The following is a 26578-nucleotide window of genomic DNA, read 5'->3' on the forward strand; positions in this document are numbered from 1 at the left end:
CACCCGTCTTCGCCAGAACCTTGGTGATCGCCGCCGTCAGCGACGTCTTCCCATGGTCCACGTGCCCGATCGTGCCGATGTTGCAGTGCGGCTTCGTCCGCTCGAATTTCGCCTTGGCCATCTGCCCTGTTCCCGCTCTCGACCGGGGCGTTCCCCGGAGATCTGTTGCTGTCCCGCGCGCAGACCGTGCCCGCTCGCCCGCGCGCGTGGAGCGGGTGAGGGGAATCGAACCCCCGTAGCCAGCTTGGAAGGCTGGTGCTCTACCATTGAGCTACACCCGCGCCGCGACGCCGGTATGCGGCGCTGCGCCGCCCGGTGGTTCCGGGTTGCGCCTCATGCGCGGCGGGCCTGGGGAGATATGGAGGGGGTTGGATTCGAACCAACGTAGGCTGAGCCAGCGGATTTACAGTCCGCCCCCTTTAGCCACTCGGGCACCCCTCCGCAGTCCGTCCCGGACCTGCCAGCTTGAGCGGGCGGGGCTTTGCCCGGTCGCGGCCCCGCTGTCAACGGCGCGCAGCGCGAAGAAGTGCCGCGCGGCCACGACAGGGATGAGCGCCCGCGATGCTGGACAGGGGGGGCCGCGGCGCGCGACATGGGGCCATGCCCCGCAAGCCCCCCGCCCCGCCCCGCCCGCCGCGCCGACCGGCCCCGCCGGGATCCCCCCAGCGGGCCCCTTCCGGCGGTGGAAAACCCGGCATGGGCGGCCGCCCGCCCCGCGCCGATGCCGCGCCCGCCGGCGATCGTTCCACCCGATTCGGGCCGCGCCCGCTGGTCGGCAAGCCGCATCGCCAGAAGGGCGCCGCGGGGCCGGAGGCCGCCGCCGAGCGCCCGCGCCCCAGGCCCGACCGCCCCGGCCCCAGTGCCGACCGCCCCGGCCCCAGGGCCGAGGCGCCGCGCTTCGACCGCCCGCGTCCCGAAGCCCCCCGCCCGCCGCGGGAGGAGCCGGAAGCCGCCGCCCCCGCCCCGCGCGGCCGCGACCGCCGCGGCATGGGCGATGCCAAGCCCCGCCCCGTGGAAGCCCCCGCCCCCGCCAGGCTGCCCCGCCCCTCCCCGGCCGCCATCGCGCGGGATGCGGCGCCGGGCGGCACCATCTGGCTGCATGGCCTGCACGCCGTCTCCGCCGCGCTGGCCAATCCCCGCCGCCGCCCGCGCCGCCTGCTGCTGACGGTGGAGGCCGAGGCCGCACTGGCGGAAACCCTGCCCAGGCCCTGGCGCATCCCGGCCGAGCGCGTGGAGAAGAACCGCTTCCAGACCTTCCTGCCGGAGGATTCGGTCCACCAGGGCGCCGCCCTGCTGACGGAACCGCTGCCGCCCCTGCCGCTGGAGGATTGCATCGCGACGCGCACCGGCCCCGTGCTGGTGCTGGACCAGGTGACGGATCCGCGGAATGTCGGCGCCATCCTGCGCTCCGCCGCCGCCTTCGGCGCCGCCTGCGTGGTCATGCAGGACCGCCACGCGCCGCCGGAGACGGGCGCCCTGGCGCGCGCGGCCTCCGGCGCGCTGGAACTCGTGCCCATCGCGCGGGAGGTGAACCTCTCCCGCGCCATCGTCAGCCTGCAGAAGGCGGGGTTCTGGGTGCTGGGCCTGGCTGGCGAGGGCAAGCGCACCCTGGCCGAGGGCGTGGCGCGGGACCGGCGCATGGTGCTGGTGCTGGGCGCGGAGGATGCGGGCCTGCGCCGCCTGCAGCGGGAGACCTGCGACGAGCTGGTCCGCCTGCCGATGGCGCCCGGCGTCGAAAGCCTGAACGTGGCCGCCGCCGCCGCCGTGGCCCTCTACGAGATCGCGCGCGGCCAGCCGGAACCGGCGGCCATCCCGGCCGATGCCGGGGACGAGGAGGAGAGCGAGGAATGACGAGCAGAGCCGCCACCGCCATCCTGGACGTCCGGCATGGCCGCCGGCTGCTGGCCCCGCTCGGCGATGCCGCGCCCGCCGATGCGGCGGCCGGCTATGCCGCGCAGCGGGAAGTCGCGGCGGCCATGGGCGCGGTGCCGCCCGCCGGCTTCAAGATCGGCGCGACGACGAAGCAGATGCAGGCCTATCTCGGCCTGACGGGCCCGGCCGCCGGCTTCGTGCCCGCGGCCGGCCTGCACGCCACCCCGGCCCGGCTGCGCTTCGCCGATTTCGTCAATCCGGGCGTGGAATGCGAGGTCGGCCTCCGGCTCGGCGCCGACATCCCCTTCGGCCCCTGCACGCGGGAGGCGGCGGCGGCGGCGGTGGCGGAGGTCTTCGCCGCCATCGAGATCGTCGAGAAGCGCTATGGCGACCTCGCCGCGCTCGGCACGCCGACGCTGATCGCGGACCAGGTCTTCCACGCCGGCGGCGTGCTGGGCGCGCCGCGGGAGGGGTGGCGGGAGCTCGACCTCGGCGCCACGCGCGGGCGGATGACGGTGGGTGGCGGCCTCTATGGCGAAGGCGTGGGCGCCGACCTGCTCGGCCATCCGATGGAGGCGCTGGCCTGGCTCGCGGGCTCTGGCGCGGCGGAGGTCTTCGGCGGGCTGAAGGCGGGGCAGGTGGTCTTCCTCGGCTCCGTCACGCCGCCGGCCTGGATCGAGGGGCCGACGAAGGTCACGGTCTCCTTCGACACGTTGGGGGATGTCTCGGTCGAATTCACCTGAGGGGGGCGCGGCGTTCATCATCGCGCAACCCGGCGCGGGCATTCTGCTCCTGCCGCGACCACCCGGGCGGCGACTCGCCAGAAAGGCATCCTCTCACGGGAAAGCCATGCGAATCGCCAACTGGAACAACCTGCCCGAGGACCTGCAGCTCGTGCTGTCGCGCGAGGCGCTGCGGCGCGCGGCGGAGACGCTCGCGGAACATGCCGAGATGCTGGCCGAGGAGATGGAGAGCGGCACGCTGTCCGACCGCGGCGGGCCGGATGCCCTACGGCTCTTCGCCGCCGTGGTGCGCGCGACCAACGACGACGCCTTCGGTCAGGTCGGCCACGCCTGACCCGGCGAGGGGCGCCGCCTGGAACACCCAGGCGGCGAAGCCGCGCCGGGCATCGCGCCAGGCCGCCGGCGCCTCGCGCCAGGCCGGGTCGGCCCGCAGCGCGGCCAGCGCCGCCTCCACCTGCCGCGCGCCGTCGCGATCCGTGATGCCGAGCACGACGAGCCGGCGATAGCCGCCGGTCGCCACGGGCAGCGGCGCCGGCTCCATCGGGCGCAGCAGCAGCATCGGCTGGTCGGCCGGTGCCTCCCGCAGCGTGGCGACGACGATGCCGACGCCGTCATTGCCGCGCGGGACCAGCAGCAGGCTCTCCGGCCCCAGCGCGGGCGCCAGCGCGGCGATCGCGTCGCGATAGGCCTGGCGCGTCGCGGGATGCAGCGCCATGCCGGCGATGCCGGCGCCCTGCACGGCCAGCAGCAGGACGAGCCCCGTTAGCGCCGCGCGGGGATGGCGCTGCGCCACCGCGCCGGCGGCACCCGCCAGCAGCAGCGCCGCGAAGGGCGCGGCGAAGGCGAGGTAGCGCAGCTCCACCGGGGTGTTCCCCGCCATGGCGCCCAGCAGCAGCAGCCCCGCCGAGGGTGCCGCGAAGCCGCCGAGCCAGAGCCAGCGCGTCGGCCCCAGCCCGCGCCAGCGCCAGGCGACGACCACCGCCCCCGCCAGCAGCAGCCCCGCCAGCGCGGCCCCCAGCCCGAGCCGCGCCACGCCCTCGGCATAGAGCGGCAGGCCGCCGAACAGGTTCGCCGCATTGAACTGGCCGAGCAGCTTGAGCGCGGGAAGCAGGGCGAAGGGCTCGAACTGCTCCGGCCGGCTGCCGCGCTGGGGCAGGAAATAGGACAGGTTGGCGAGTTGCAGCGCCAGGAAGGGCAGCGCCGCCGCCACCAACAGGCGCAGCCGCGCCCAGCCGAGACCGGGGGCGACCAGCAGCCACCCCAGCAGCGCCGCCGCCGGAAAGGCCGCGAGGTAGTTGGTGAAGGAGGCGAGCCCCGCCGCCAGCCCCGCCGCGCCGGCGGCGACCAGCCCCGCCGGCGCGCGGCCGCGCCGCCAGGCCAGCACCACCGCCAGCGCCGCCAGCCCCAGCAGCAGATGCGCCAGCGCGAAGCCCCGCGCCACGCCGCCGGTATAGGCGAAGCCGTAGGACAGGGCCGTCAGCAGCCCCGCGGCCAGGGGCGGAATCCCCACGACCCGCGCCGCCGCCATGAAGGCCGCGACCGCGCCGACGGCGCAGAGCATGGAGAAGGCGCGCAGCGCGCCGAGCCCGGTGAACCCCCCCTCCCGCAGCAGGCCGGCGGCCCAGAAATAGAGCGGCGGATGCACATCCGTCTCCCGCAGCTGGCGCGCGACCTCCGCGGGCGGGACCACCGCCGCCAGCACGGGCGCGGCGTCCCTCGGCGTGAACGGCGCCTCCGGCCAGGCGGGGCGTGGAACGGGCGAGGTGACGAGGCTCGTATAGCCCTCGTCATACTCGGCGGAGCGCAGCACGGCGCCGCCGCCGACGGCCAGCGTGGCGATGAACAGCACGATGGCCAGGGCGGCGCGCGAGCCGCCCTGGCGCAGAAGGGCCGGAACCATGTGGCGAAATCCCCGCGATACCGTTGCGCAAGACGCGGCGGCGGGCGGGACGATGCCCGGGGGCGCAACAAGATGGCGTGACCCCGCACCCGATTCGCGGGCGGCGCGGTCGCGCGGAAACGGTTGAGAAGCACCCCGCGCCGCGCTAGTGCTGTGGCGGCGGCCGGGTTAGCACAGCGGTAGTGCAGCGGTTTTGTAAACCGAAGGTCGGGGGTTCGATCCCCTCACCCGGCACCATGTTGCAGCGGTGCCGCCTTTGCTAGGGCCACGCTGCCTATGGCAGCTAGACCGCTCCGATCGCGGTATCGATTCGCATCGGCCACCCCCGCTTGCGCCTCGCGCACCGTAACGCGGTCCAATCGTCCTTAAATGACCTCCGTACTTCAATCGGCACGCGACCGCGCTACCATCGACCCGGACGCGCTCGCGTGCCTAGCCCACGTCAGGAAAGCTAACCCAGCAGATCTGCCACTCCTAAGCGGCGCTTACTGTGGCGCCGCGTCGCTGCACGCCTCAATACTTTGCGAAACGCAGTTAGCCAGCACAACTGCCGAAATAACGACACACACGAAACGCACTTATTTGGCTTTCTACATCAAGCTTGCCAAAGACGGCTTGCATGTCTACCATCCCTCAGCAGGCACAGCAGGTAGCTTCACGATGCTCACAATCGGAAAAACACGACTTCACCCCTCTATCATTGAAAATTTCCATCTCACCGAAGTCGCGGTTAATATTCAGGCAACCAACACGCAGTTCTGGCTCCGTACTGGGGAAACCGATCAGAAGGTTTTCGAAAAAGTATTTATCAAGAACGAGTACGAGCCGCGGCAGCCGTACACAGCGAAAGCAGGTGACGAGGTCAGGACCATCATCGACGCTGGCGCCAACATAGGATGCGCCACGGTGTGGTTTAAGTCGCGCTTTCCCAACGCCCGCATCATCGCAATCGAACCCGATCCGTCCAACTTCGAACAGCTTAATCGTAACTGTGGTGGCATTCCGGGCGTCGAGCTTCTACTGGGCGCGCTGTGGGGCGAGGATACAAGCCTGGACCTACAGTTCGCAACTGGACGAGGGTCGCTCGGCTCCTGGGGCACGCGCACCTTGCCTGCCGATACAAGTAAGGTCGCCGAGATGCGTACACTGGCGTACACAGTCGATACATTGATGCAAAAATACAGCCTGGACACGATTGACTGCCTTAAGATCGACATCGAAGGCGCCGAGAAATCGGTGTTTGAAAGCATTCATCGCGACTGGCTTGCCAAGACAGCCGTTGTCGTTGCTGAGTTCCACGATCGTTTCCTCCCGGGTTGCACAGCGGCCGCCGATGCGGCCATGGCGGATCGCATCCAAAATAAATATCGTCGAGGCGAAAACTGGTTCTATCACATCGCGTAATGATTGCAGGCGCCGCAACCAGATGCGGGCTCGACGCCGTATCCTCTCGGCCGTGCCGTGAGCGCCGGTGTCTGTCGCTGGGAGCAGGCATTGTGATCCGCGGACTTCCGGTCGCGGGCGGCGCCGTCCGACCGCATCCGCGACGCCGGTAGCTCGCAGCCGACTACAAGGGCGGCGGCACGCCACCAAGGTCGCGGTACAAAGGCATCGCAAGCAGTTCTGGCCGGCCGGCATCAAGATGCTGGGCCAACTGTCGGCGATCGGCTCGCATCTGGGCAGCTCCGTCACGCACGGCCGGTGAATCAAATATGGGAAGCCCGGCAATCAGGGCAGCTTCGCTCGTGGCGATGGCCAAATGCACGGGCGGCTTAGCGAGGTAACGGAAATAGCCGATATAGGGCCAGCTATGCTCAATGCCCGTCCGGTGCTGGATCATTAACAGCGAGCCAGAGTAGTAGGCGCATTGATAGGTGCCGCCGCCCTGAGCGCTGATGAAGTGATACGACCTGGCGTAGATTGCGTTTTTTACGAGGTTGATGTCCGGACAACCGCCCTTCGCAATGTGCTCGTCGAAAATATCGTCGAAGCTCAGGACGTTGGGATATTCGAGCAACAAGGCAGCGTCTTGGAAATCCGCGACAAATGCGTTACGGTCATGCGAATATGTCTCGCCAACTGGCTTCAACCCGTGCCTAATATACACAATTTGGTAGACAGAAGAGTACGCTTCGAAGATCGAGCGCAGCGACTTCAGCGTCAAGTAGTTGATCGGCTGCCTAAACTTCCATTCCCTATTGTATTTGTTGTGGACAACAAGAATAGGCCTGCAACCATTAAGTCGTGACGAACGCAAATCGGCCTGCGAGAACAATGCTCTTAAATCAGGATAGCTGTGATGAGCGCAGGGTGCATAGGTGCGGTCAAAAGTGTCCTCGTGCCTGATGGGCAGCCATCGAGGACGCTGGTCCAGCCTTACCCAGCCCCGGGTGTCATCCTTCTCAATAAAACGCTTGCATGCGACATGCGCGTAAAAACAGCCCATTCCTTTGTAAGACTTGACGTAGCGGTCCCGCAGAAGGCCAGCTTCCGAGAGCCAGGTCACAAACGGCAGGAAGATGATCAGTTCAGTGCCGAATTCACCGCTGTACTCCAGCGTTTCGGGCAGACCATCGTAGGCGGCGGTTTCGGCAACCAAGGCACCATCCTTCGATCCATGCGCTGTCGCGCGCCTTTGACCAGCACTGCTGTACCGTTGTTTGCTGTTTGCGACGCTGTCAAGCGCCTCGCCCTCAGGGTTGTCCGACGGAATCGGACCGCCGGGCCGACACCCACCCGGCTATCGATCCGAGAACGCCGATCCAGTTTCGGCAGATGGCGTCGGTCGAGAAGGCCTCGGCTCGCCGGCGACCGTTTGCGATCATCGCCATGTACCGAGCAGGGTCGGACTTCAGAGCTCGTGCCGCTTCAAGACAGGCCTCGGGCGTCACCGCCTCGATATAGTCGAGATCGGATTGGCGGAGGGCCTGATAGGCCGATTCAGGGCCGAGAATAGCCGGCGTCCCAGCAAGCCATGCATTGACTAGCTTCGTCGGCGGCTTGTGGTCATAGCTCCGCTCGCCATCACGGAGGGCGATGATGAGGTCGACGCCGCTGTAATCCGCCCAAGCATCGTCGCGAGCGACCGTATAAGGTGGGCGCGTGCCCCTAACCGCGGACAGTGGCTTGAAATCCCAGGTGATACCGGCCTGCTGCAGCGCTTCCATGAACGCCGGTCCCGTGAATGCTGGGTGAACTGCGAAGGCCTTGGCAGAAGCGACTTCGACCCTGCTTCCGCGATCCGCCGGCCGCAGCTTCAAGCCCGGCTGCGGCCAGTGATGCACGAAACGCTCGCGTTCCGATAGAACTTGAGTTTCATTCTGGACGATCTCGAAGTCCGCCTGGGTACAGGGGCTACGATCGGCTCTTATGCTGACCGTCGCCGTGCGCGCACGATCCGTGAGGTGCGCGCACATCCTTCCAAAGAAGTCGGAATGCGTGATTGCGACCCCTGGCGGGATGGGTTCGCCGACCGACAACTGGACATCGAAGCCCGCCTTCTTCAGCCTCAGGTAGGTCTGCAGAACCCACGCCGTCACGCCAGTAACGAAGTATTCCGGCTGTTTGTCCGGCGACATAGTCCGGAGATCAGCTGGCCATCCCTTTTTGGGGGGGCGCATAAAGAATGTGAACAACACTGACCTCCGTTGAGGCATGGCATGAGCTGTCGCAAGACGACCAAGCGCCGAGCCGCGCCAGCGCTGCCGGTGGCCGTCAGCAAGACAGGAGATATACCGGATCGCAGACCGCCGCCAAGCGCCCGCCCGGCCAGTGACTTAGAGACCGTTTGAGAACACCGGCGGCTGAGGATCCGCGAGGGGTTTTTCGTGCTGGGCAGGAGCCGGGCGCAGCCGATGCTGGTTGCATCGGCAAGTCCGGCGACGCACCCGGCGCGGAAAAGCCCAGCGAAACCGACCCGCCGGTGTTCTCAAACGGTCTCTTAGCAGCCTAGACGCCAAGCAGGCCGGTGCCCGGGATCGCCGGCCCCCACCTACCCCACCACCTCAATCGGCGCGGCATCGATGGCGGCCGGTCGGCCCGGGCGGGGGAAGCGCAGGCGCCAGACCAGGCCGTCCGCGCGCATCTCCTGCTCCGCCCGGCCGCGCAGATCATGCGCCACGCAGCGGTCGATCAGCCGGCCGCCGAAGCCGCGCCGCGCCGACTGGGCGACCGGCAGGGCGGCCGCCTCCTCCCATTCCAGCGTCACCAGGTCTTCCTCCGCCAGGCGCCACTGGATGGAAACGCGGCCGCTCGCGCCCGGGCGCAGCGCGCCGTGCTTGGCGGCATTAGTCGCCATCTCATGCAGCACCAGCGCCATGGCCAGGGTCTGCTTGGCGGGCAGCGGGATGGACGGGCCCTGCCAGCGCACGATCTCCCCGAACGGGGCGAGGGTGGAGGCGATGAGGGCGGACAGCTCCACGGCGCCATCGGCGGATTCGAACAGCGCGTCCTGCGCGCGCGCCAGATGGTTCAGCCGGCCTGAAAAAGCCTGCTTGAACTGCTCCAGCGTCTCGCTCTGCGCCAGGGTCTGCGACGCCACCGCCTGGACCACCGCCAGCGCGTTCTTCACGCGGTGCCGCAGCTCCGCCGTCAGCAGCGCCTGCTGGCGTTCGGCATGCCGCCGCGCGCCGACATCGAGGAAGGCGGCGACCGCCATCCTCTCCCCGCCCGCGGCGGCGACGGCGGCGGCACTGACGGAGAGCGCGGTCTCGCTGCCATCGGCCCGCCGCAGCGGCAGCTCCAGCCCCTCCGTCGCCACGCCCTCCGCCACCGCGCGCCGCAGCGGCTCCGCCATCGGGTCGGAATCGGGACATTCGTTCGGGAGAGGCAGCAGGGCCTGGGCGCGGGCGTTGCGATAGGTCTCGCGGCCGGAGGGGATCTCCGCCAGCACCACCGCGACCGGCATCTGGTCCAGCACCGCGCGCAGCCGTGCTTCCTCCTGCCGCAGCTGCTCCTCCCGCAGCGCGACGGCATCCGCCATGGCGTTGAAGCCGGCGGCGAGGCGCCCGACCTCCCACCCCTGCGTCGCCTCGCTGCGCGCGCCGCGGTCGCCAGCGGTCCAGCGGCGCATCGTGTCCAGCAGCCGGTCCACCGGGTCGCGCAGCGCCAGCCGCCCGAAGACCCAGGCGGCGGCGAGGGCGGAAGCGAGGCCGGCCAGGATCATCAGCACCGCGCGGCGCGTCGCGCGGTCGATCTCCGCGAAGGCGGCGGCGGTGCCGTAGCCGGCGCTGACATAGAGGCCCTGCACCGGCGGCACCGCGGCCGGCAGGTAGGCCAGGATGCGATGCGTGCCGTCCTGGCTCGTCACCTGGAGGACACCGGGCTCCGGCGCGTTCACCAGCTGCCGGAAGGCGTCGGGGATGCGGGTGGCGATGAAGCGCTCCGCCTGGGGGAAGCGGGCCACGATGACGCCGTCCCGGTCCGCGACGGTGACGGAGCCATCGGGCGGCAGCGCGCCCTCCACCACCAGGTTGGCCGACAGCCAGGCGGCATCGAAGCTGGCGATGGCGACGATGGCGGGCTGGCCGGCTTCCAGGATCGGCAGGGCGACGGGCAGGAAGGGTGGCCGGCCGCCCGTGGTGATGAGCTCGCCGACCTGGAACTGCCCGGTGGCGATGGCGGCGCGGAAATAGGGGCGCTGCGCGATGCTGGGGGGCGCGGCGGCGCCGATGGAGTTGCACAGCATCTCGCCCGACGCATTGGCGATGCCGATGGAGCCGTAGCGTTCCATCCGGCCCGTCAGCGCGGCCAGCCCCTCCGAGCAGCCGGGGAAGCCGCCGTTGCGCAGATGCGCCTCCCCCACCGCGGCCAGCATGCTGCGCGCGCCTTCCAGCAGCCGGCCGAGTTCGGAGGCGGATTGCAGGGCGAAGCGCCGGGCCTCCTGCTCCACCCCCGCGATGCGGGCCTGCCGGAGCGCGACCTCGTGCCAGGCCTGGATCGCCAGAGCGGGCAGGACGGCGGCGGCGCAGAGCGCAATGATGCGCGACGACAAGCGCATGCGGCGCCGGCTCTCCCCAGGGCGCGAGTCGCTCGCGCCGTTGGCGATACTCTCCCATGGCGAACCAGCGCCGTTGCGTCACAAGCGCGTGGCCCCGGGCCGCGAAGGGCCCGGGGGATTTTCAACTCCTGGCTGTATTTTCAAGCCAGGATCGCGACAGCCTCAGGCGACGTCGCCGCGGCGGTCACGCAGCGGGTCATTCGCGCCCGGCAGCGTATCCGCCATGCGCGTGCCGCTGGGATGCACCACGCCAGCGGTGCTGCCGGTGGTGGCGGCGCCCAGCATCGGGTCCGCCGGCACGCCGCCGGCCCAGCCGCCGTCGCGCCACTCCGCCTCACGCCGTTGCATGTCCACGGGGTTGCGCGCTTCCAGGATGCGCTCGGCCTCCGCCGCGCGGGTGTCGTCGGTGCGGACGACGACCAGGTGGCCGCCGCGGCGCACGCCCTCGCTGTAGGACGCCGCCGTGTCTTCCGGCAGGCCGGAGGAGGTGAGCGCGCCGAGCAGCCCGCCCGCGGCGGCGCCGACGCCGGCGCCGGTCAGCGCGGCGATCAGCCAGCCCGCCGCCACCACCGGGCCGATGCCCGGGATGGCGATGGCGCCGAGCCCGGCCAGCAGGCCGGCGCCGCCGCCGACCACCGTGCCGAGGGTGGCGCCGGTGCCGGCGCCGCTGCCTTCGGAGCCCCTGACGGAATCGCCACCGGCCACGGAATCATTGGCGGCATCGGCATCCTGGTTGCCCATGTAGGTGACGTCGTCATGGGCGAAGCCGGCTTCCTCCAGGTCCCGCACCGCGGCATGGGCGGTCATGGAGGTATCGAACATCCGGGCGATCGTACGCGAAGCCATGGTCGTATCTCCTTGAAATTGGCTGGTCGAAGTGGCGCGGCCTACTGGGCGACGACGTTGCCCTGGTAGTCCAGCGCCACGCCGGTCTGCTGGCCGTTGCGCATGGCGCGGCCGCGCCAGATGCCCTGCTCGTCCAGGCGCAGCTCCTGCACATCGGTGAAGCCGGCATCGCCGATGCGGGCGCGCGCCTGGCCTTCCGTGAAGGAATTGGCGCCGGCGACGGGGGCCGCGGCGGTGCGGGGTTCCGTGTGCTGGGTGGTGGCGGCCGGCGGGTTGGTGCTGGCGCCGCCGCCCTGCGTGGCCGCGCCGGGCGTGGTCGCGCCGGTGCCGGTGGTGCCGGGGGTGGCGGGGTCCGCCGGCCGGGCCGGGGTGCTGCCGGGCGGATCGGCCTGCGCCCGCACCGCGGGTGCGGCGCCCGGCGTCATGCCCGGCGCGGTGCCGCCCGGCACGCCCGTGCCCTGCGCCGTCACGCCCGGGCGGGGGGAGGACGGATCGGCCGGGGAGGTGCTGCCCGGCAGCGCGCCGCCCGCCTGGGACTGCACGGCGCGATCGACCTCGGTATTCGTGGCGCCCATGCCGGGGGCCTGGTTGGCGCGGCTGCCGGGGGGCATCGGGCTCGGGTTCACCTGCTGGGCGGTCGTGCCCTGGCCGGCGCTGCCCGGATTGCCGGGGTTCATGCCCGGCGCCTCGCCCGCGCGGCTGCCCTGGGGCATGGAGGACGGGTTGCCGCGCTGCGGCGTGTCCGGCGTCTGCGGCGTGACGGATTGGGCGAGCGCCCCGGCCGCGGCGAAGCCGAGCGACGCCGCGACCGCGCCCGCGATGATGGTCTGCCTGTTGCGCATGATCTGGTTCCTCCTCCGGCGCGCAATGCGCCCTGTGGGGGAACAACGAAGCCGCACCGGGAATGTTCGTCGCGCTAGCGGCACGAGGCCGCACAGCGCCGCGAGCGGAAGGAAGTCCCGGTCAGTCCGGGATGCCGTCCCGGATCAGCGCGGCATTGGCGTAGCGGCCATCCTGCGTCACCTCCCGCCCCAGCCAGGCGGGCAGCGGCGGGTCGGCATCGGCCGATTCCATCTCCACCTCCGCCAGCACCAGCCCGGCCAGGGAAGCCGGCGCCTCGAACACATCGACGGTCCAGAGGTGGCCGGCATGGGGGACGGACCAGCGCGCCTTGGCCAGCGGCGGCGTGGTGCAGAGCGCCAGCATCGCCTCCGCATCCTCCGGCGGGATCGGGTATTCGAATTCGGCGCGGACCAGCCCGCCCGGGCCCTTCACGGTCAGGAAGGCCGCCGGGCCGGCGCGGCGGATGCGGATGGTGGCGCCGCCGGCGCCGGGGGCGGAGAGGTAGCCCTGGCGGATCGGCACGGCCGGGCCCTCGGCCGCCGCGCGCCATCCATCCCCCGCCACCAGGAACTTCCGCTCGATCTCGATGCCCATCGGCTCTCCCGGCGCGGGGAAAAGGCTACCGGAAGCCCGTGCCTGCGCCCACATTAGGGGGGCCATGAACGTCATGTCCCCCGTCCAGTTCATCCCCCAGAAGCGCCCGGTGCCGGAATCCGGCATCCCGCTGAAGGTCGTCTCCCCCTATGAGCCCGCGGGCGACCAGCCCACCGCCATCGCGACGCTGGTGGAGGGCATCCGGCGCGGCGAACGCGACCAGGTGCTGCTCGGCGTCACCGGTTCCGGCAAGACCTTCACCATGGCCAAGGTGATCGAGCAGGTGCAGCGCCCGACGCTGATCCTGGCGCCGAACAAGACGCTGGCGGCGCAGCTCTACGGGGAGATGAAGAGCTTCTTCCCCGACAACGCGGTGGAATACTTCGTCAGCTACTACGACTACTACCAGCCCGAAGCCTATGTGCCCCGCACCGACACCTATATCGAGAAGGATGCGCAGATCAACGAACAGATCGACCGCATGCGGCATTCCGCCACGCAGTCGCTGCTCGAACGGTCGGATGTGGTGATCGTCGCCTCCGTCTCCTGCATCTACGGCATCGGGTCGGTCGAGACCTATTCGCGCATGGTGGTGAAGCTGGAGCGCGGCGGGCGGATCGAGCGCGACCACCTCATCAAGGGGCTGGTCGAGCAGCAGTACCGCCGCAACGACAGCGCCTTCCAGCGCGGCACCTTCCGCATCCGCGGCGAGACGGTGGATATCTGGCCCTCGCACCTCGAGGATCGCGCCTGGCGCGTGAACCTCTTCGGCGACGAGATCGACGGGCTGAAGGAATTCGACCCGCTGACCGGGGAGATCGGCGCGGAGATGGACCGCGTCTCCATCTACGCCAACAGCCACTACGTCACGCCGCGGCCGACGATGCAGCAGGCCATCGTCAGCATCAAGGCGGAGCTGAAGGAAAGGCTGGCGGAGCTGACGGCGCAGGGAAGGCTGCTGGAGGCGCAGCGCCTGGACCAGCGCACCACCTTCGATATCGAGATGCTGGAGACGACCGGCAGCTGCAAGGGAATCGAGAACTACAGCCGCTACCTGACGGGCCGCGCGCCGGGCGACCCGCCGCCGACGCTGTTCGAATACCTGCCGGAGAATGCGCTGCTGATCGTGGACGAGAGCCACGTCACCGTGCCGCAGATCGGCGGCATGTATCGCGGCGACTTCGCGCGGAAATCGATCCTCGACGAATTCGGCTTCCGCCTGCCGAGCTGCAAGGACAACCGCCCGCTGAAGTTCGAGGAGTGGGAGACCTATCGCCCCGACACCGTCTTCGTCAGCGCCACACCTGGCCCCTGGGAGATGGAGCGCACCGGCGGCGCCTTCGCGGAGCAGGTGATCCGTCCCACGGGCCTGGTCGATCCCGTCACGGAGATCCGGCCCGTGGAAGGCCAGGTCGATGACCTGCTGGCGGAGTGCAAGGAGGTGGCGAAGAAGGGCGGCCGCGTCCTCGTCACCACGCTGACCAAGCGCATGGCGGAGGACCTGACCGACTACATGACGGAGACCGGCATCCGCTGCCGCTACCTGCACAGCGATGTCGATACGCTGGAGCGGATCGAGATCATCCGCGACCTGCGCCGCGGCGTCTTCGACGTGCTGATCGGCATCAACCTGCTGCGGGAGGGTCTCGACATCCCGGAATGCGCGCTGGTCGCGATCCTCGATGCCGACAAGGAAGGCTTCCTGCGGTCCACCACCAGCCTGATCCAGACCATCGGCCGCGCCGCGCGCAACGCGGAAGGGCGCGTCGTGCTCTACGCCGACGTCATGACCGACAGCCTGAAGAAGGCGCTCGGCGAGACGGCGCGGCGCCGCGCGCGGCAGCAGGAATGGAACGAGGCGCACGGCATCACGCCGCAGACCATCCGGCGCGATATCTCCGACGTGCTGCAATCCGTGTACGAGCAGGACTACGTCACGGTGGAGGCGGTGGAGGGCGACAGCACCGCGGAATTCGTCGGCAAGGACCTGGGTGCGGCGATCCAGGAGCTGGAGAAGCGCATGCGCGCCGCCGCCGCCGACCTGGAATTCGAGGAAGCCGCCCGCATCCGCGACGAGATCAAGCGACTGGAGGCGCTGGAGCTCGGCCTGCAGCCGAACCTCGCGGGACGGTCGCTGCAGGAAGCGGCGCCCGCGGCGGCGGAGGGCAAGGGACGCGGCCGGGCGAAGCAGGACTGGAAGCCGAAGCCGCTCGGCCCCGGCGGCGGCGGCTACGACCCGGAGAAGGGCCGCGGCGGCAAGGGCCGCAAGCGGCGCTGAAGCACGCCCCGCGATCCGTTCCGGTCGCCAAGCCGTGATGGGTCATGGCGCTGAAAAGGCAGCGGCTGCCCTACCGGCGCCGCAACCCGGCGCTGTATTGCACGTCACCCCGCTCACCACATGGGAGATGTGACGATGCAGTCCACCACGCTCCGCCGCGCCGCGCGGCTCGCGCTTGCCCTCGCGCTCATCCTGCCGATGGCCGCCTGCTCCGGCATGAACCGCACGCAGCAGCGGGCCCTCTCCGGCGGCGCGATCGGCGCGGCGGGCGGCGCGGCCGTGGGCGCGCTGACCGGCGGCTCCGCCATCACCGGCGCGCTGATCGGCGGCGCCGGCGGCGCGGCCGTGGGCGCGCTGACGCGCTGAGCCTGCCGCTCCGCGCATCACGGCGATGCGCGGGCGGCCTCGGCTTGCGCCATCCCGCGGGATGGCTACCCTCGGGGCGCAGGAGGCCCCGGGGGAACAACAGCGATGCGTCGTCGCCTTGTCCTGGCGGCCTTGTCCGGGGCGCTTGGCGCGCCTGCCGTGGCGCGCGCGCAGGCCTTTCCCCGCATCACCATCGGCATGTCGGGCTGGCCCGGCTTCGCGCCGCTGACGCTGGCCGACCAGGCCGGCCTCTTCCTGGCCCAGGGGCTGGAGGTGGAGACGCGCTTCGTGCCGCAGCGCGAACGCGCCGCCGCCCTGGCCGCGGGCAGCCTGCATGGCGTGGTCACCACGCTCGACACGCTGCTGGGCTGGGCGGCGACCATGCCCCTGCAGCAGGTGCTGGTGCTGGACCGGTCGCGCGGCAGCGACGGCATCGCGGCGCGGCCCGCCATCCAGGGCTGGGGCGACCTGCGCGGCAAGCGGGTGGCGGTGGACCGGCCTGGCAGCACCTCCTTCTTCGTGCTGGCCAGCATGGCGCGCGAACAGGGGCTGCCGCTCGATTCGCTGCTGCTCGACACGCGCAACCCCCGCCTGGCCGCGCAGGCGCTGGCGGAGGGGGAGGTGGATGCCGCCGTCTCGACGGAGCCCTATCTCAGCCAGCTGCGGGATCTGGGGCCCGCCCGCGCGCGGATCGTGGCGACGACGCTGGACCATCCCTGCGTCATCGACACCCTCGCCTTCCCCCCTGCCTTCATCGAACGCAACCCGGAGGCGGTGCAGCGCATCCTGCGCGCCTGGTTCGCCGCCATCGCCATGATGGAGCGGGAGCCCGACCGCGCGCATGAGATCATGGGCCAGCGCACCCGGCAGACCGCCGCCGAATTCGCCCGCAGCGCCCGGCACTTCGACTGGCTGGACCTGCCGCGCAACCGCGCCTTCGTGGCGACGGAGCTGCGCCCGCTGGCCGAACGCTCCCTTGCCGTGCTGCGGGATGCCGGGGTGCTGCGGGCGGCGATCGACCTCGACGCGCTGCTGAACGACCGCTTCCTGCGCGGGCTGGGCTGAGCGTCAGCGCAGCCCCACGCCGCATTCCGACAGCAGCGCGGCGGGGTTGCCGCGCGCGGTATTGGCCACGCGGGCGACGCGGGCGGAATCCTCCGCGGGCAGGCTGCGCACCAGGCAGGTGCCCAGCACCGTCATGTCCAGCGTCAGGCCGCATTGGCGGGCGGCGCCGGCCACGCGGGTGCAGAAGGCCCGCTTCTGCTCCGGCGTCTGCTGGCCGAAGACGCCCTGCAGGGCGGAAAGGGTGGCGGGCGCATGGCCGCCGGCGCTGCCGCCCTGCGTACCCCCGCCCCCGCCCAGCGCGCCGCCGAGCGCGCCCCCCAGGCCGCCCCCCTGGCTGCCCCCCTGGCTGCCACCAAGATTCGGCAGGCTGAGCCCCTGCGCCAGGGCGGGACCCGCCATCGCCATGCCGGCCAGCACCACCAGAACCTTGCGCATCCCGCCTTCCCCCCAAGCTAGCCCCAGCCTTCGGCGCCTTGATGCGCCGGGTCAAGATTGGCCATCGGCCCCGGCGCGGGCTATCAGCGAGGTTCCATGCTCCTCTCCGACTTCATCCCGCGGTCCATCCCGCGCACCGCCTTCGTGACCGGGGGGGCGAAGCGGCTGGGCCAGGCGACGGCGCTTGCCCTGGCGGAAGCGGGCTTCGACATCGCCATCCACTACGCGACCTCCGCGGCCGAGGCGGCGGAGACGGTGGCACGCATCCAGGCCACGGGCCGCCGCGCCATCGCGCTGCAGGCGGATCTCGCGGTGGAAGCCCAGGTCACCGGGCTGATCCCGGCGGCGCAGGCCGCGCTCGGCCCGGTCGGCGTGCTGGTGAACAACGCCTCCACCTTCGAGCGCGACGAATGGGACGACGCGACGCGGGAGAGCTGGGACCGGCACCTGGAGCCCAATCTCCGCGCCCCCTTCGTGCTGGCCCAGGCCGTGGCGAAGCGGCTTCCCGCGGGGGCGGAAGGCGTTGTGGTGAACCTGCTGGACCAGCGCGTCTGGTCGCTGACGCCGCATTTCGTCTCCTACACCGTCTCCAAGGCCGCGCTCTGGACGCTGACGCAGACGCTGGCGCTGGCGCTGGCGCCGCGCATCCGGGTGAACGGGGTGGGGCCGGGCCCGGCCATGCCGTCGCCGCGCCAGAGCCAGGCACAGTTCGACCGGCAATGCGCCTCCGTGCCCCTGAAGCACGGGACGAGTGCCGAGGAGGTGGCGCGCGCGGTGCTCGCCATCCTGGCCCTGCCGGCCATGACGGGGCAGATGATCGCCCTGGATGGCGGGCAGCATTTGCAATGGGCGCCGGCAGCCGGCGCCGCGGAGATCGCCGAATGATCTATGCGCCCCAGGCGGAAACAGGCCGCCGGGTGGTCTTCGTGCGCGGGCTGGAGCTGATGGCACGCCTCGGCATCCACCCGCATGAGAAGGCGGGTCCCCAGCGGATCGTGCTGGGGGTGGAGCTGGTGGTGCAGGACGATGCCGCGCCCGCGGCGGTCGGCCCCGATGATTTCCGCCGGGTGGTGGACTACGCCCGCCTGGTGGAAACGGCGCGGGAGGTGGTGGCCGCGGGCCATGTGCTGCTGGTGGAGACGCTCGCGGAGCGCGTGGCGCTGGCGGCGCTGGCCGATGCGCGGGTGGAGCGGGCACGCGTCACGGTGGAGAAGCCGGACGCCTTTCCCGATGTCGCCTCGGTCGGGGTGGTGGTGGAGCGTGTGCGCGGGGGCTGATCCGATCTTTGCTGCCTGCGCAAGGGTTTGGCGCATGACTTTTCCACTGCGCTCACGACCGCGCGAGTCCCGTTTTTTATGTCAATGGAGAAGATGGGCTTGACGCCGCCGACAAGAGTTGTGCAGTCCTTAAAATACAGTAAATCAATGGCTTAACAAAACCGCCCAAAAACTGGGCAAAGCTATGTGACTGGCGGATGACGGCCATTTCCGCCCCTCCCGGCACCAGTCACCCACAGAGTTTTCCACAGCTTCGGTGGACAACGTCATCCCCCCTTAAGGGACGTCTCACCCGTCGCCCCGACGCCCGACAGACCCCACCTGACCCGCCATGACCGACCCCGACACCCCGCCCCCCGACCCCTCGCCCGAGGCACCGCCCGCCCCCGTCATGCAGGGGGTGGAGGTGATCGAGGCGACGCTGCGCACCCTGCCGCTGGCGCCGGGCGTGTACCGGATGCTCGATGCCAAGGGCGACGCGCTCTATGTCGGCAAGGCGCGCAGCCTGAAGAAGCGAGTGGTCGCCTATACCCAGGTGGCCCGCCTGCCCGAACGCCTGCGCCGCATGGTGTTCGAGACGCGGCGCATGGAGGTCATCACCACCGCGAGCGAGGCCGAGGCCCTGCTGCTCGAGGCCAACCTGATCAAGAAGCTCCGCCCGCGATTCAACATCGTGCTGCGGGACGACAAATCCTATCCCTGGCTGGTGATGACGGAGGACCACCCCTACCCCCAGATCGCCAAGCATCGCGGGGAGCGCCGGAAGGGCGCGAGCTATTGGGGGCCCTTCGCCAGCGTCTGGGCGGTGAACCAGACGCTGACCGCGCTGCAGCGCGTCTTCCTGCTGCGCTCCTGCCGCGACACCGTCTTCGACAGCCGCACCCGCCCCTGCCTGCTGCACCAGATCAAGCGCTGCTCCGCCCCCTGCGTGGAGCGGGTGAGCCGGGAGGATTACGGGGCGCTCGTCCGCGAAGCGAAGGAATTCCTCTCCGGCGGCATCCCCTCCATCCAGAAGCGCCTGGCGAAGGAGATGGAGGAGGCCGCCGAGCGGATGGAGTTCGAGCGCGCGGCCAGCATCCGCGACCGCATCCGGGGCCTGACCCATGTGCAGGGCAAGGACCGCATCAACCTGGATGGGGTGAACGACGCCGATGTGGTGGCGCTGCACCAGATGGCGGGGCAGTCCTGCGTCCAGGTCTTCTTCTTCCGCGGCGGCCGCAACAACGGCAACCGCCCCTTCTTCCTGTCCCACGCCAAGTCGGAACAGCCGCCGGAGGAGGTGCTGGGCGCCTTCCTCGGCCAGCTCTATGACGACCTGCCGCCCCCGCCCCTGGTGCTGGTCAGCCACGACCCCACCGATGCGGAGCTGCTGGTCGAGGCGCTGAGCCTCAAGGCCGGCCGCAAGGTGGAGATCCACCGCCCCCAGCGCGGCGAGAAGAAATCCGCCGTGGACCACGCCGCCACCAATGCGCGGGAGGCGATCGAGCGCCGCATGGCGGAAGGCGCCGCGCAGGCGGACCTGCTTTCCGGCGTCGCGCGGGTCTTCGACCTGCCGGACACGCCGGAGCGGATCGAGATCTACGACAACAGCCACACCATGGGCACCAACGCCTATGGCGTGATGGTCGCGGCCGGGCCCTCCGGCTTCCTGAAATCCGCCTACCGGAAATACGCCATCAAGGGCCCCGCGGGCGGCGCCCGCCCCGCCACCGCCACGCCCCCCGCCGCCCCCACCGGCGGCGACGACTTCGCCATGATGCGGGAGGTCTTCGAGCGCCGCTTCGGCCGCGCCCTGAAGGAGGATCCGGGGCGGGAGGGCGAGGGCTGGCCCGACCTGGTGCTGATCGATGGCGGCGCCGGCCAGCTTTCCGCGGCGCGGGAGATCCTGAACGAGATGGGGCTGCACGACATCCCCATGGTCGGCATCGCCAAGGGACCGGACCGCGACGCCGGCCGCGAATGGTTCCACCAGACGGGGAAGGACCCCTTCCAGCTGCCGCCGCGCGACGCCGTGCTCTACTACCTCCAGCGGCTGCGGGACGAAGCCCACCGCTTCGCCATCACCACCCACCGCGCCGGGCGGTCCAAGGCCATGGTGCGGTCGGAGCTGGATGACGTGCCGGGCGTGGGCGCCGCCATCAAGCGGAGGCTGCTCAACCATTTCGGCTCCGCCCGGGGCGTGCGCATGGCGGGGCTGGAGGATCTGGAGAATTGCCCCGGAATCGGCCCCGCCGTGGCGCGGCGGATCCATGGGCATTTCCACCCGGGGGCCGGGACGGGTAGGATGGGCGACGCATGACCCCCGCCAGCCCCCACCCCACACCCAGCGCGCCCCCCGGGGCCGGATGATCGCGTGCCGACAGACCTGCCCAACCTGCTGACGCTGTCGCGCATCGCCGCCATCCCGCTGCTGGTGGTCTTCGCCGCCATCCGCGAACCCTGGGCCGATCTCGCGGCCTGCGTGATCTTCTCGGCCGCCGCGATCACCGATTACTTCGACGGCAAGCTGGCGCGGTCCCGCAAGCAGATCAGCGATTTCGGCCGCATGCTGGACCCGATCGCGGACAAGCTGCTGGTCGGCGCGGCCCTGATGCTGCTGGCGGGCATGGGAAGGCTGACCGATTTCGGCCTGTTCCCCGCCATCGTCATCATGCTGCGGGAGATCCTGGTCAGCGGGCTGCGCGAATACCTGGCCGGGCTGTCGCTCGGCCTGCCGGTGACGAAGCTCGCGAAGTGGAAGACCGGCTTCCAGATGGGCGCGCTCGGCACGCTGCTGGCCGGCGATTCGGCGGCGCCGCTGGTCTGGCTCGGCTGGCTGCCGGTTTCCCTGATCGGGGAGCTGATGCTCTGGACCGCCGCGGTGCTGACCTTGCTGACGGGGTGGGACTACCTGCAGGCCGGGCTCCGCCACGTCACCGGCGCCGCGGCGCCGCCGCCCCGCGATCCCGCCGCGCAACCCGCCCAGACGCCGCTGCGCCCGTGACCCTTACCCCTTGAGGCCAGCCATGGTGCAGCGCATCTTCGCCCCGAACACCGCGATCACGGGAGCCGTCATGGCCGCCGCCCCTTCGACCATTCCTCCCGCCGCCCCGCGTCGCGGGCGCCTGCCCTCCCCCGTGCTGGGCCTGGCCCTGCTGGCCACGGCCTGCTCGGGCGACCTCTCCTCGGTCGGCTCCAGCATCTCGGCCGGCTTCGACAGCCTCTGGTCCCCCTTCATGGGCCCGACCAATGTGGTCGCCTCCGACAGCCTGACGGTGCAGCGGGTGCGCGGCTCGAACCCGGCGGTGGAGCCGCTGGTGCCGGAAGCCGGCAATGTCTGGCCGGCGGAGGAGGCGCCGCGGCCGACCCTGCTCGGCGGGCCGGACGAGGCGATGCGCAACATCCCGGCCTATCGCCCCTCCCTGATCGATGGCGCGCCCGCCGCCTCCTCCCCGGTGCCGACGCCGGGGGACCAGCCGGCCGCGCGGCCGGCGCGGCGCGGCTCCTCCACCCCGCCCGCCGGCCCCGGCGCGCCCGGCGATTTCGCCCGCAGCCCGGCGGCGGCCGCGGCGCCCGGCGCCCTCTCTCCCCCCCCGCCGCGGGTCGAGGGCCGGGCGCTGACCACGCCCTCCGGCCAGGCCGTGACCGGCACGGGCGGCACGGGCCGCGTGCAGGGCTATACCGGCCCGCAGGGCGGCGGCGCCGTGGTGCGGGACGGCAATGTGGAGACCTGGATCGGCCCGGATGGCCGGACCAGCACCCGCGTCGTGCCCAATTGAGCAACAGGGTGGCGGATTGAAGCTTCTCTACTTCGCCTGGGTCAGGCAGCGGATCGGGCTGGCGGAGGAGGAAGTCTCCCCGCCCGCGGAGATCCGCGACGTGGCCGGGCTGGTCGCCTGGCTGGCGACGCGCGGCCCCGGCCATGCCCAGGCCTTCGCCGATCCCCGCCAGGTCCGCGCCGCGGTCAACCAGGAATTCGCGCCGCCCGACGCGCCGGTGGCGCCGGGCGACGAGGTCGCCTTCTTCCCCCCCGTGACCGGCGGCTGAGCATGCCGGTGATCACGCCGCGGGTCCTGGTGCAGGAGGCGGGCTTCGACCTGGCGGCGGAGACGGCGTGCCTGTCGGAGGGCCGCATCGATGTCGGCGGCATCGCCAGCTTCATCGGCATCTGCCGCGGCGATGACGGGCTCTCCGCCCTGGTGCTGGAACACTACCCCGGCATGACGGAGCGGGCGCTGGCGAAGATCGCCGCCGAGGCCTGCGCGCGGTGGCCGCTGACCGGCTGCACCGTGATCCATCGCGTCGGCCGCATCCTGCCCGGGGAAGGGATCGTGCTGGTGCTGACCGCCTCCGCCCATCGCGCGGCGGCGCTGGAATCCTGCGCCTTCCTGATCGACTGGCTGAAGACCGGCGCCCCCTTCTGGAAGCGGGAGGAATTCGCCGGCGGCGAATCCCGCTGGGTTGAGGCCAAGGCCAGCGACGACGCCGCCAGCGCCCGCTGGCAGACCGGAGCTTGAAGGAGGGGGCCTTGACCCGCCGCCTCGCTGGCCTCGCCTGGCTGATGGCGGGCGCCCTGATGCTGGTGTGGCCCGCCTTCCTCAACGGCTATCCGCTGGTCTTCAGCGATACCGGCGCCTTCCTGCACCAGACCGCGCCGCCGCCTTCCGGCCCGCTGGTGATCTGGGACAAGCCGCATGTCTATGGGCCGCTGCTGCACCTGTTCCACTGGCACCTCTCCCTCTGGGGCCCGGTGCTGGCGCAGGGGCTGCTGCTGTCCCACCTGCTGTGGCTGGCGCAGCGCGCGCTGCTCGGCCAGGCAAGGCCGGGCTGGCACCTGCTGGCCTGCGCGGGCGCGGCGGCGCTGACCACCGCGCCCTTCACCATCGCGCTGCTGATGCCCGATGTCTTCGCCCCCGCCGTGCTGCTGGCGCTGCTGCTGCTGGGCTTCGCGGCGGACCGGCTTTCGCGGGCGGAGGCCTGGTGGTGCGGCCTGGTGGCGGCGCTCGGCATCGCCGCCCATCTCTCCCACCTGCCGCTGGCGGCGGCGATCATCCTGCTGGTGGCGCTGGTGGCGCGGCGCGTCGCGCCGGTGCTGCGCGTGGCGGCGCCACTGGCGGTGGCGGTGCTGGCGCTGGTGGCCAGCAACGCGGCGCTGCATGGCCGCGCCGCGCTCTCCCCGCATGGCGCCACCTTCGCGCTGGCGCGGCTGCAGGCCGATGGCCCGGCCGCGGCGGTCATCCGGGACCGCTGCCCGGAGGCCGGCTGGTACCTCTGCGCCTTCGCCGACCGGCTGCCGATGGACAGCGACGCCTTCCTCTGGGACGCCGACAGCCCGGTGAACCGCGCGCCGGACGGCACGCCCCGCTTCCTCGGCGGCGCGGCCCTCTCCGCCGAGGCCGGGGTGATCGTGGGGGAGACGCTGCGCGCGCGCCCGCTGGAGGTCGCGACCGCGCTGGTCGGCAACACGCTCCGGCAATTCACCCTGGCGCTGGCGGGCGACACGCTGGTGGACAGCCACCTGGCCGCCGCGGTCCGGCCGCGCATCGCGGAGGCATTCCCGCCCCGCGAACTCGCGGCCTATGACGGCGCGCTGCAATCCCGCGGCCTGCTGCCGGCCGCCGCCGCGCCCTTCCTCTGGCCGCATGCGCTGGTGCTGCTGCTGGGCGCGGGGCTCGCCTTGCTGGCCTGGTGGCGGGCGGCGAAGGCGGGGGAGGTCCGGCGGCTCGGCCTGGTGCTGGGCGTGCTGGTCGGCGTCTCCGCCAATGCCGTGGCGACCGGCGGGCTGTCCAAGCCGCATCTGCGGTATGAGGCGCGGATCCTCTGGCTCATGCCGGTCATCGCGGGGCTGGCGCTGCTGCCGAGGCGCGCATGACCGCGCTGGTCGCCGTGCTGCTGGGCGGCGCGGTGCTGGTCTGGCCGGCGGGGCTGAACCACTACCCGCTGGTCTTCATCGACACCGTCTCCTACCTGCTGCACACCACGGCGCCGGAGGTGCCCTGGGACAAGACCCAGGCCTATGGCCCCTTCCTGCACCTGTTCCACTGGGAACGCTCGCTCTGGGGCCCGCTGGTCGCGCAGGGGCTGGTCGCTTCCCACCTGGTCTGGCTGGCGCAGCGGGCGGTGCGGGGCCGGGCGGGGCTGGCCTGGCACCTGCTGGTCTGCGCGGGGCTGGCGGGGCTGACCGCGGCACCCTGGTTCCTGGCGACGCTGATGCCCGATGCCTTCACCGCGCTGGTGCCGCTGGCGCTGTTCCTGCTGGCCTTCGGCGGGCTGCGGCGCGGGGAGGCCTGGTGGGTGGGCGCCCTGGCGACGCTGTTCATCGCCGCCCACCTGTCCCACCTGCCGACGGTGCTGGCGGTGCTGGGCACGATCCCGCTGCTGGCCTGGAAGGCCGGGCCGGTGCTGCGCGCGGCGGCGCCGGCGCTGGCGGCGGTGCTTCTGCTGTGCCTGGCGAACCTGGCCGCCTTCGACCGCTTCACGCCATCGCCGCACGGCGCCGCCTTCCTGCTGGCGCGGCTGCAGGCGGATGGGCCGGCCACCGCCGTGGTGCGGGACCGCTGCCCCGCCGCCGGCTGGCACCTGTGCGCCTTCGCGGACCGGCTGCCGATCGACAGCGACGAATTCCTCTGGGACCCCGCCAGCCCCCTGAACACCGAGCCCGATGGCAGCCCCCGCCCGATGGGCGCGATGCGCGGCGCCGCGGAGGCGCAGGCCATCATCGCGGAGACGCTCGCCACCCACCCGGGGGAGGTCGCGCTGGCCGCGCTGCGCAACGCCCTGGCGCAGCTGGTGAAGACGGCGGTGGGCGACACGCTGGTGGATGACCACCTCGTGCTCTCCGCCCGCCGCGCCATCGCCGGCTATTTCCCGCCGGAGGAGCTGGCGGCCTTCGATGCCGGCGCGCAGATGCGCGGCACGCTGCCCGCCCTGGCTGAGCCCTTCCTGCTGCCGCACCTGCCCGTGCTGCTGGGCTCAGCCCTGCTGGCGCCCTGGCTGGCCTGGCGGCGCGGCCTGCGCCGCGGCGGGGCGGGCAGCGCCCTGCTGGCCATCGCGCTGGTGGCGCTGCTCGCGAATGCGGCCGCGACCGGCGCGCTGTCCAAGCCGCACCACCGCTACCAGGCGCGCATCGCCTGGCTGCTGCCGCTGGCGGTCGGGCTCGTGCTGCTGCCGCGGGCGGCGCGGCCCGCCGCCATCCCGCCCGCGGCGCGGGCGTAGCGGCGCCGTCAGCCCGCCGCGCGGACCAGGGCCGGCAGGTCGTCGAAATGCAGGCGCCAGAGCCGCACGGGATGACCCGCGGCCTCCCCATCCTCCAGGCTGCCGCGCCGGGCGCCGAGGCGCGTGTAGAAGCGGATCGCGCCCTCATGGCCCTCGATCACCCGCAGCGCGCCGCGCCGCGCCCCGGCGGCGATCGCCTGGCGCATGGCCTCGGCAAGCAGCCGGCGGCCGATCCCGGCGCCGCGCCCCTCCGGCGCCACATGCAGGCTGTCGAGATAGGCTTCCTCGCCCCGCAGCCGGATGGCGGCAAGGCCGAGCAGCGCGGGCGGCTCCTCCGCCAGCAGCACGATGCCGGGCGGCGGCGCGGCCAGCAGCGCCTGCCATTCCGCCAGCGCCCGGGCCGGCATCCCGGCCAGGGCCGGCGCCGGCAGCAGCGCGCGATAGGCATCCTGCCAGGACCGCGCGATCAGCCCGGCCATGGCCCCGGCATCCGCCGGCCCGGCGGGCCGCAGGACCACCGGGCGCCCGCTCACCGCGCGCAGGCGGCGATGAGGTTGGTGATGCCCGGCCAGTAGAGGCGGCGTTCCGTGACCGTCTGGCCGAAGGTCACCCGCGTCGTCGGCGCCTCCACCTCCGCGCCCAGCGACAGGTAGAAGCGCATCGCCCCCTGGTTCGCGGCGATGACCCAGAGATCGGCGGAGACCGCCCCCTGGTCTTGCAAACGCTGGGCCGCGAAACCCAGCAGCGCGCGGCCGATGCCCGCATTCCGCATGCCCGGACGGACATGAAGATTGTCCACGTGGCAGTTCACGCCTTCCCGCCAGGCGGCCACGAAGCCCGCCAGGTGGCGCCCCGCCATGGCGACGATCACCGCCCCGGCCCGGCGGCGGCCGCTGAGCGTGGTGGCCCAATGGGCGTTGAACTCTCCCTCGATCCCAGTATCGAGGAATTCCTGCGATAGAATCCCCCGATACGCATCGCGCCAGGAGGCGATATGCAACTCCGCGATCACGGGAGCGTCGCTGCCTCGCGCGCTCCGCAGTCTCAACGCCATGCCGCCCTTTTCCCTCGCGACTGCCGGCGGCTCATGGGCCGGTGGTGCATGAGTGCTCCCGCCATGGGTGTGGCCTCACGCAATCGTTAACACCATCGCTGGAATTGGTCCGG

The 26578-nt window shown here is 71.6% G+C and carries 27 protein-coding genes and 3 tRNA genes; 17 read left to right on the plus strand and 13 right to left on the minus strand.

The window, feature by feature from the left end; genetic code table 11:
• The 3 genes from JJI54_RS17705 to JJI54_RS17715 form a co-directional block, all read right to left on the minus strand.
• Positions 1–121 (minus strand): GTP-binding protein (locus JJI54_RS17705; RefSeq protein WP_237214376.1); only part of this gene is annotated, 121 nt, incomplete at its 3' end.
• Positions 122–207: 86 nt separating this feature from the next.
• A tRNA-Gly gene (locus JJI54_RS17710) sits at positions 208–281 on the minus strand.
• Positions 282–359: 78 nt separating this feature from the next.
• Positions 360–441, minus strand: a tRNA-Tyr gene (locus JJI54_RS17715).
• Between the two features lie 255 nt (positions 442–696).
• On the opposite strand from JJI54_RS17715, the gene rlmB reads away from it, so the two are divergent.
• The 3 genes from rlmB (at position 697) to JJI54_RS17730 (ending at position 2949) form a co-directional block, all read left to right on the plus strand.
• A complete protein-coding gene (gene rlmB, locus JJI54_RS17720) occupies positions 697–1851 on the plus strand; it encodes a 23S rRNA (guanosine(2251)-2'-O)-methyltransferase RlmB (RefSeq protein WP_456305599.1) in 1155 nt (384 codons plus the stop codon).
• A complete protein-coding gene (locus JJI54_RS17725) occupies positions 1848–2615 on the plus strand; it encodes a 2-keto-4-pentenoate hydratase (protein ID WP_203074361.1) in 768 nt (255 codons plus the stop codon). Before rlmB ends, JJI54_RS17725 begins: the two co-directional genes overlap by 4 nt.
• Positions 2616–2721: 106 nt before the next feature.
• Positions 2722–2949 carry a hypothetical protein gene (locus JJI54_RS17730; RefSeq protein WP_092961097.1) on the plus strand — a complete coding sequence of 76 codons (228 nt, stop codon included), beginning with the start codon at positions 2722–2724 and terminating at the stop codon, positions 2947–2949.
• Here JJI54_RS17730 and JJI54_RS17735 read toward each other — a convergent pair.
• Positions 2881–4515: a hypothetical protein gene (locus tag JJI54_RS17735; RefSeq protein WP_203074362.1), complete on the minus strand. Its 1635-nt coding sequence runs from the start codon at positions 4513–4515 to the stop codon at positions 2881–2883. The genes JJI54_RS17730 and JJI54_RS17735 overlap by 69 nt on opposite strands.
• A 162-nt stretch (positions 4516–4677) precedes the next feature.
• Here JJI54_RS17735 and JJI54_RS17740 point away from each other — a divergent pair.
• Positions 4678–4752 (plus strand) — tRNA-Thr (locus JJI54_RS17740).
• Between the two features lie 345 nt (positions 4753–5097).
• Positions 5098–5919 (plus strand): FkbM family methyltransferase, encoded by an 822-nt coding sequence (locus tag JJI54_RS17745; RefSeq protein WP_203074363.1) that lies wholly within the window; start codon positions 5098–5100, stop codon positions 5917–5919.
• A 163-nt stretch (positions 5920–6082) separates the two neighbouring features.
• Here JJI54_RS17745 and JJI54_RS17750 read toward each other — a convergent pair whose 3' ends face one another.
• From JJI54_RS17750 to JJI54_RS17775, 6 genes are all read right to left on the minus strand, one after another.
• Positions 6083–7114: a hypothetical protein gene (locus JJI54_RS17750; RefSeq protein ID WP_203074364.1), complete on the minus strand. Its 1032-nt coding sequence runs from the start codon at positions 7112–7114 to the stop codon at positions 6083–6085.
• A gap of 94 nt (positions 7115–7208) precedes the next feature.
• Positions 7209–8093: a glycosyltransferase gene (locus JJI54_RS17755; protein ID WP_203074365.1), complete on the minus strand. Its 885-nt coding sequence runs from the start codon at positions 8091–8093 to the stop codon at positions 7209–7211.
• Between the two features lie 413 nt (positions 8094–8506).
• Entirely contained in the window at positions 8507–10513 is a 2007-nt protein-coding gene (locus JJI54_RS17760; protein WP_203074366.1) for a sensor histidine kinase, read from the minus strand.
• A 162-nt stretch (positions 10514–10675) separates the two neighbouring features.
• Positions 10676–11359, minus strand: coding sequence for a hypothetical protein (locus JJI54_RS17765; protein ID WP_203074367.1), 684 nt, complete (start codon positions 11357–11359; stop codon positions 10676–10678).
• Between the two features lie 41 nt (positions 11360–11400).
• Complete coding sequence (locus tag JJI54_RS17770; protein ID WP_203074368.1) at positions 11401–12201, minus strand: hypothetical protein; 801 nt, start codon at positions 12199–12201, stop codon at positions 11401–11403.
• A 121-nt stretch (positions 12202–12322) separates the two neighbouring features.
• Positions 12323–12796 (minus strand): CYTH domain-containing protein, encoded by a 474-nt coding sequence (locus JJI54_RS17775; RefSeq protein WP_203074369.1) that lies wholly within the window; start codon positions 12794–12796, stop codon positions 12323–12325.
• A gap of 73 nt (positions 12797–12869) precedes the next feature.
• On the opposite strand from JJI54_RS17775, the gene uvrB reads away from it, so the two are divergent.
• The 3 genes from uvrB to JJI54_RS17790 all read left to right on the plus strand — a co-directional run bounded on the left by uvrB (position 12870) and on the right by JJI54_RS17790 (position 16505).
• Complete coding sequence (gene uvrB, locus JJI54_RS17780) at positions 12870–15074, plus strand: excinuclease ABC subunit UvrB (protein WP_226381905.1); 2205 nt, start codon at positions 12870–12872, stop codon at positions 15072–15074.
• 135 nt (positions 15075–15209) lie between these two features.
• Positions 15210–15440, plus strand: a complete 231-nt coding sequence (locus JJI54_RS17785) for a hypothetical protein (RefSeq protein ID WP_203074371.1) — start codon at positions 15210–15212, stop codon at positions 15438–15440.
• A 105-nt stretch (positions 15441–15545) separates the two neighbouring features.
• Positions 15546–16505 carry an ABC transporter substrate-binding protein gene (locus JJI54_RS17790; RefSeq protein ID WP_203074372.1) on the plus strand — a complete coding sequence of 320 codons (960 nt, stop codon included), beginning with the start codon at positions 15546–15548 and terminating at the stop codon, positions 16503–16505.
• A 3-nt stretch (positions 16506–16508) separates the two neighbouring features.
• Here JJI54_RS17790 and JJI54_RS17795 read toward each other — a convergent pair whose 3' ends face one another.
• Positions 16509–16940 carry a hypothetical protein gene (locus tag JJI54_RS17795; protein ID WP_203074373.1) on the minus strand — a complete coding sequence of 144 codons (432 nt, stop codon included), beginning with the start codon at positions 16938–16940 and terminating at the stop codon, positions 16509–16511.
• Positions 16941–17036: 96 nt separating this feature from the next.
• Here JJI54_RS17795 and JJI54_RS17800 point away from each other — a divergent pair, with 96 nt between their 5' ends.
• From JJI54_RS17800 to JJI54_RS17840, 9 genes are all read left to right on the plus strand, one after another.
• Complete coding sequence (locus tag JJI54_RS17800) at positions 17037–17825, plus strand: SDR family oxidoreductase (protein WP_203074374.1); 789 nt, start codon at positions 17037–17039, stop codon at positions 17823–17825.
• Complete coding sequence (gene folB / locus JJI54_RS17805) at positions 17822–18217, plus strand: dihydroneopterin aldolase (protein ID WP_226381885.1); 396 nt, start codon at positions 17822–17824, stop codon at positions 18215–18217. The genes JJI54_RS17800 and folB overlap by 4 nt, the downstream gene beginning before the upstream one ends.
• Positions 18218–18548: 331 nt before the next feature.
• Complete coding sequence (uvrC, locus tag JJI54_RS17810; RefSeq protein ID WP_203074376.1) at positions 18549–20516, plus strand: excinuclease ABC subunit UvrC; 1968 nt, start codon at positions 18549–18551, stop codon at positions 20514–20516.
• Positions 20517–20570: 54 nt separating this feature from the next.
• Positions 20571–21200, plus strand: coding sequence for a CDP-diacylglycerol--glycerol-3-phosphate 3-phosphatidyltransferase (gene pgsA, locus JJI54_RS17815; RefSeq protein ID WP_203074377.1), 630 nt, complete (start codon positions 20571–20573; stop codon positions 21198–21200).
• A gap of 22 nt (positions 21201–21222) precedes the next feature.
• Complete coding sequence (locus tag JJI54_RS17820) at positions 21223–21975, plus strand: hypothetical protein (protein WP_203074378.1); 753 nt, start codon at positions 21223–21225, stop codon at positions 21973–21975.
• Between the two features lie 16 nt (positions 21976–21991).
• Positions 21992–22243: a molybdopterin converting factor subunit 1 gene (gene moaD, locus JJI54_RS17825; protein WP_203074379.1), complete on the plus strand. Its 252-nt coding sequence runs from the start codon at positions 21992–21994 to the stop codon at positions 22241–22243.
• Positions 22244–22245: 2 nt separating this feature from the next.
• A complete protein-coding gene (locus tag JJI54_RS17830; protein ID WP_203074380.1) occupies positions 22246–22713 on the plus strand; it encodes a molybdenum cofactor biosynthesis protein MoaE in 468 nt (155 codons plus the stop codon).
• Positions 22714–22724: 11 nt separating this feature from the next.
• Entirely contained in the window at positions 22725–24068 is a 1344-nt protein-coding gene (locus JJI54_RS17835; RefSeq protein ID WP_203074381.1) for a hypothetical protein, read from the plus strand.
• Positions 24065–25411, plus strand: coding sequence for a hypothetical protein (locus tag JJI54_RS17840; protein ID WP_226381886.1), 1347 nt, complete (start codon positions 24065–24067; stop codon positions 25409–25411). Before JJI54_RS17835 ends, JJI54_RS17840 begins: the two co-directional genes overlap by 4 nt.
• An 8-nt stretch (positions 25412–25419) precedes the next feature.
• Here JJI54_RS17840 and JJI54_RS17845 read toward each other — a convergent pair whose 3' ends face one another.
• Positions 25420–25890, minus strand: coding sequence for a GNAT family N-acetyltransferase (locus tag JJI54_RS17845; protein ID WP_203074382.1), 471 nt, complete (start codon positions 25888–25890; stop codon positions 25420–25422).
• A gap of 50 nt (positions 25891–25940) precedes the next feature.
• A complete protein-coding gene (locus JJI54_RS17850) occupies positions 25941–26465 on the minus strand; it encodes a GNAT family N-acetyltransferase (RefSeq protein ID WP_203074383.1) in 525 nt (174 codons plus the stop codon).
• Positions 26466–26578 lie beyond the last annotated feature (113 nt).

The sequence above is a fragment of the Falsiroseomonas ponticola genome (genome assembly GCF_016805305.1).
Lineage (GTDB): Bacteria > Pseudomonadota > Alphaproteobacteria > Acetobacterales > Acetobacteraceae > Falsiroseomonas > Falsiroseomonas ponticola.

Excerpts from the sequence above, each read along its gene's own strand:
- uvrC (WP_203074376.1), top strand. The coding sequence starts at position 18,549 with ATGACCGACCCCGACACCCCGCCCCCCGACCCCTCGCCCGAGGCACCG.
- JJI54_RS17760 (WP_203074366.1), bottom strand. The coding sequence starts at position 10,513 with ATGCGCTTGTCGTCGCGCATCATTGCGCTCTGCGCCGCCGCCGTCCTG.
- uvrB (WP_226381905.1), top strand. The coding sequence starts at position 12,870 with ATGTCCCCCGTCCAGTTCATCCCCCAGAAGCGCCCGGTGCCGGAATCC.
- JJI54_RS17800 (WP_203074374.1), top strand. The coding sequence starts at position 17,037 with ATGCTCCTCTCCGACTTCATCCCGCGGTCCATCCCGCGCACCGCCTTC.
- JJI54_RS17755 (WP_203074365.1), bottom strand. The coding sequence starts at position 8,093 with ATGTCGCCGGACAAACAGCCGGAATACTTCGTTACTGGCGTGACGGCG.
- JJI54_RS17790 (WP_203074372.1), top strand. The coding sequence starts at position 15,546 with ATGCGTCGTCGCCTTGTCCTGGCGGCCTTGTCCGGGGCGCTTGGCGCG.
- folB (WP_226381885.1), top strand. The coding sequence starts at position 17,822 with ATGATCTATGCGCCCCAGGCGGAAACAGGCCGCCGGGTGGTCTTCGTG.
- JJI54_RS17725 (WP_203074361.1), top strand. The coding sequence starts at position 1,848 with ATGACGAGCAGAGCCGCCACCGCCATCCTGGACGTCCGGCATGGCCGC.
- JJI54_RS17775 (WP_203074369.1), bottom strand. The coding sequence starts at position 12,796 with ATGGGCATCGAGATCGAGCGGAAGTTCCTGGTGGCGGGGGATGGATGG.
- rlmB (WP_456305599.1), top strand. The coding sequence starts at position 697 with ATGGGCGGCCGCCCGCCCCGCGCCGATGCCGCGCCCGCCGGCGATCGT.
- JJI54_RS17770 (WP_203074368.1), bottom strand. The coding sequence starts at position 12,201 with ATGCGCAACAGGCAGACCATCATCGCGGGCGCGGTCGCGGCGTCGCTC.
- JJI54_RS17845 (WP_203074382.1), bottom strand. The coding sequence starts at position 25,890 with ATGGCCGGGCTGATCGCGCGGTCCTGGCAGGATGCCTATCGCGCGCTG.
- JJI54_RS17785 (WP_203074371.1), top strand. The coding sequence starts at position 15,210 with ATGCAGTCCACCACGCTCCGCCGCGCCGCGCGGCTCGCGCTTGCCCTC.
- JJI54_RS17730 (WP_092961097.1), top strand. The coding sequence starts at position 2,722 with ATGCGAATCGCCAACTGGAACAACCTGCCCGAGGACCTGCAGCTCGTG.
- JJI54_RS17795 (WP_203074373.1), bottom strand. The coding sequence starts at position 16,940 with ATGCGCAAGGTTCTGGTGGTGCTGGCCGGCATGGCGATGGCGGGTCCC.
- JJI54_RS17820 (WP_203074378.1), top strand. The coding sequence starts at position 21,223 with ATGGTGCAGCGCATCTTCGCCCCGAACACCGCGATCACGGGAGCCGTC.
- JJI54_RS17765 (WP_203074367.1), bottom strand. The coding sequence starts at position 11,359 with ATGGCTTCGCGTACGATCGCCCGGATGTTCGATACCTCCATGACCGCC.
- JJI54_RS17850 (WP_203074383.1), bottom strand. The coding sequence starts at position 26,465 with ATGGCGTTGAGACTGCGGAGCGCGCGAGGCAGCGACGCTCCCGTGATC.
- JJI54_RS17840 (WP_226381886.1), top strand. The coding sequence starts at position 24,065 with ATGACCGCGCTGGTCGCCGTGCTGCTGGGCGGCGCGGTGCTGGTCTGG.
- JJI54_RS17735 (WP_203074362.1), bottom strand. The coding sequence starts at position 4,515 with ATGGTTCCGGCCCTTCTGCGCCAGGGCGGCTCGCGCGCCGCCCTGGCC.
- JJI54_RS17830 (WP_203074380.1), top strand. The coding sequence starts at position 22,246 with ATGCCGGTGATCACGCCGCGGGTCCTGGTGCAGGAGGCGGGCTTCGAC.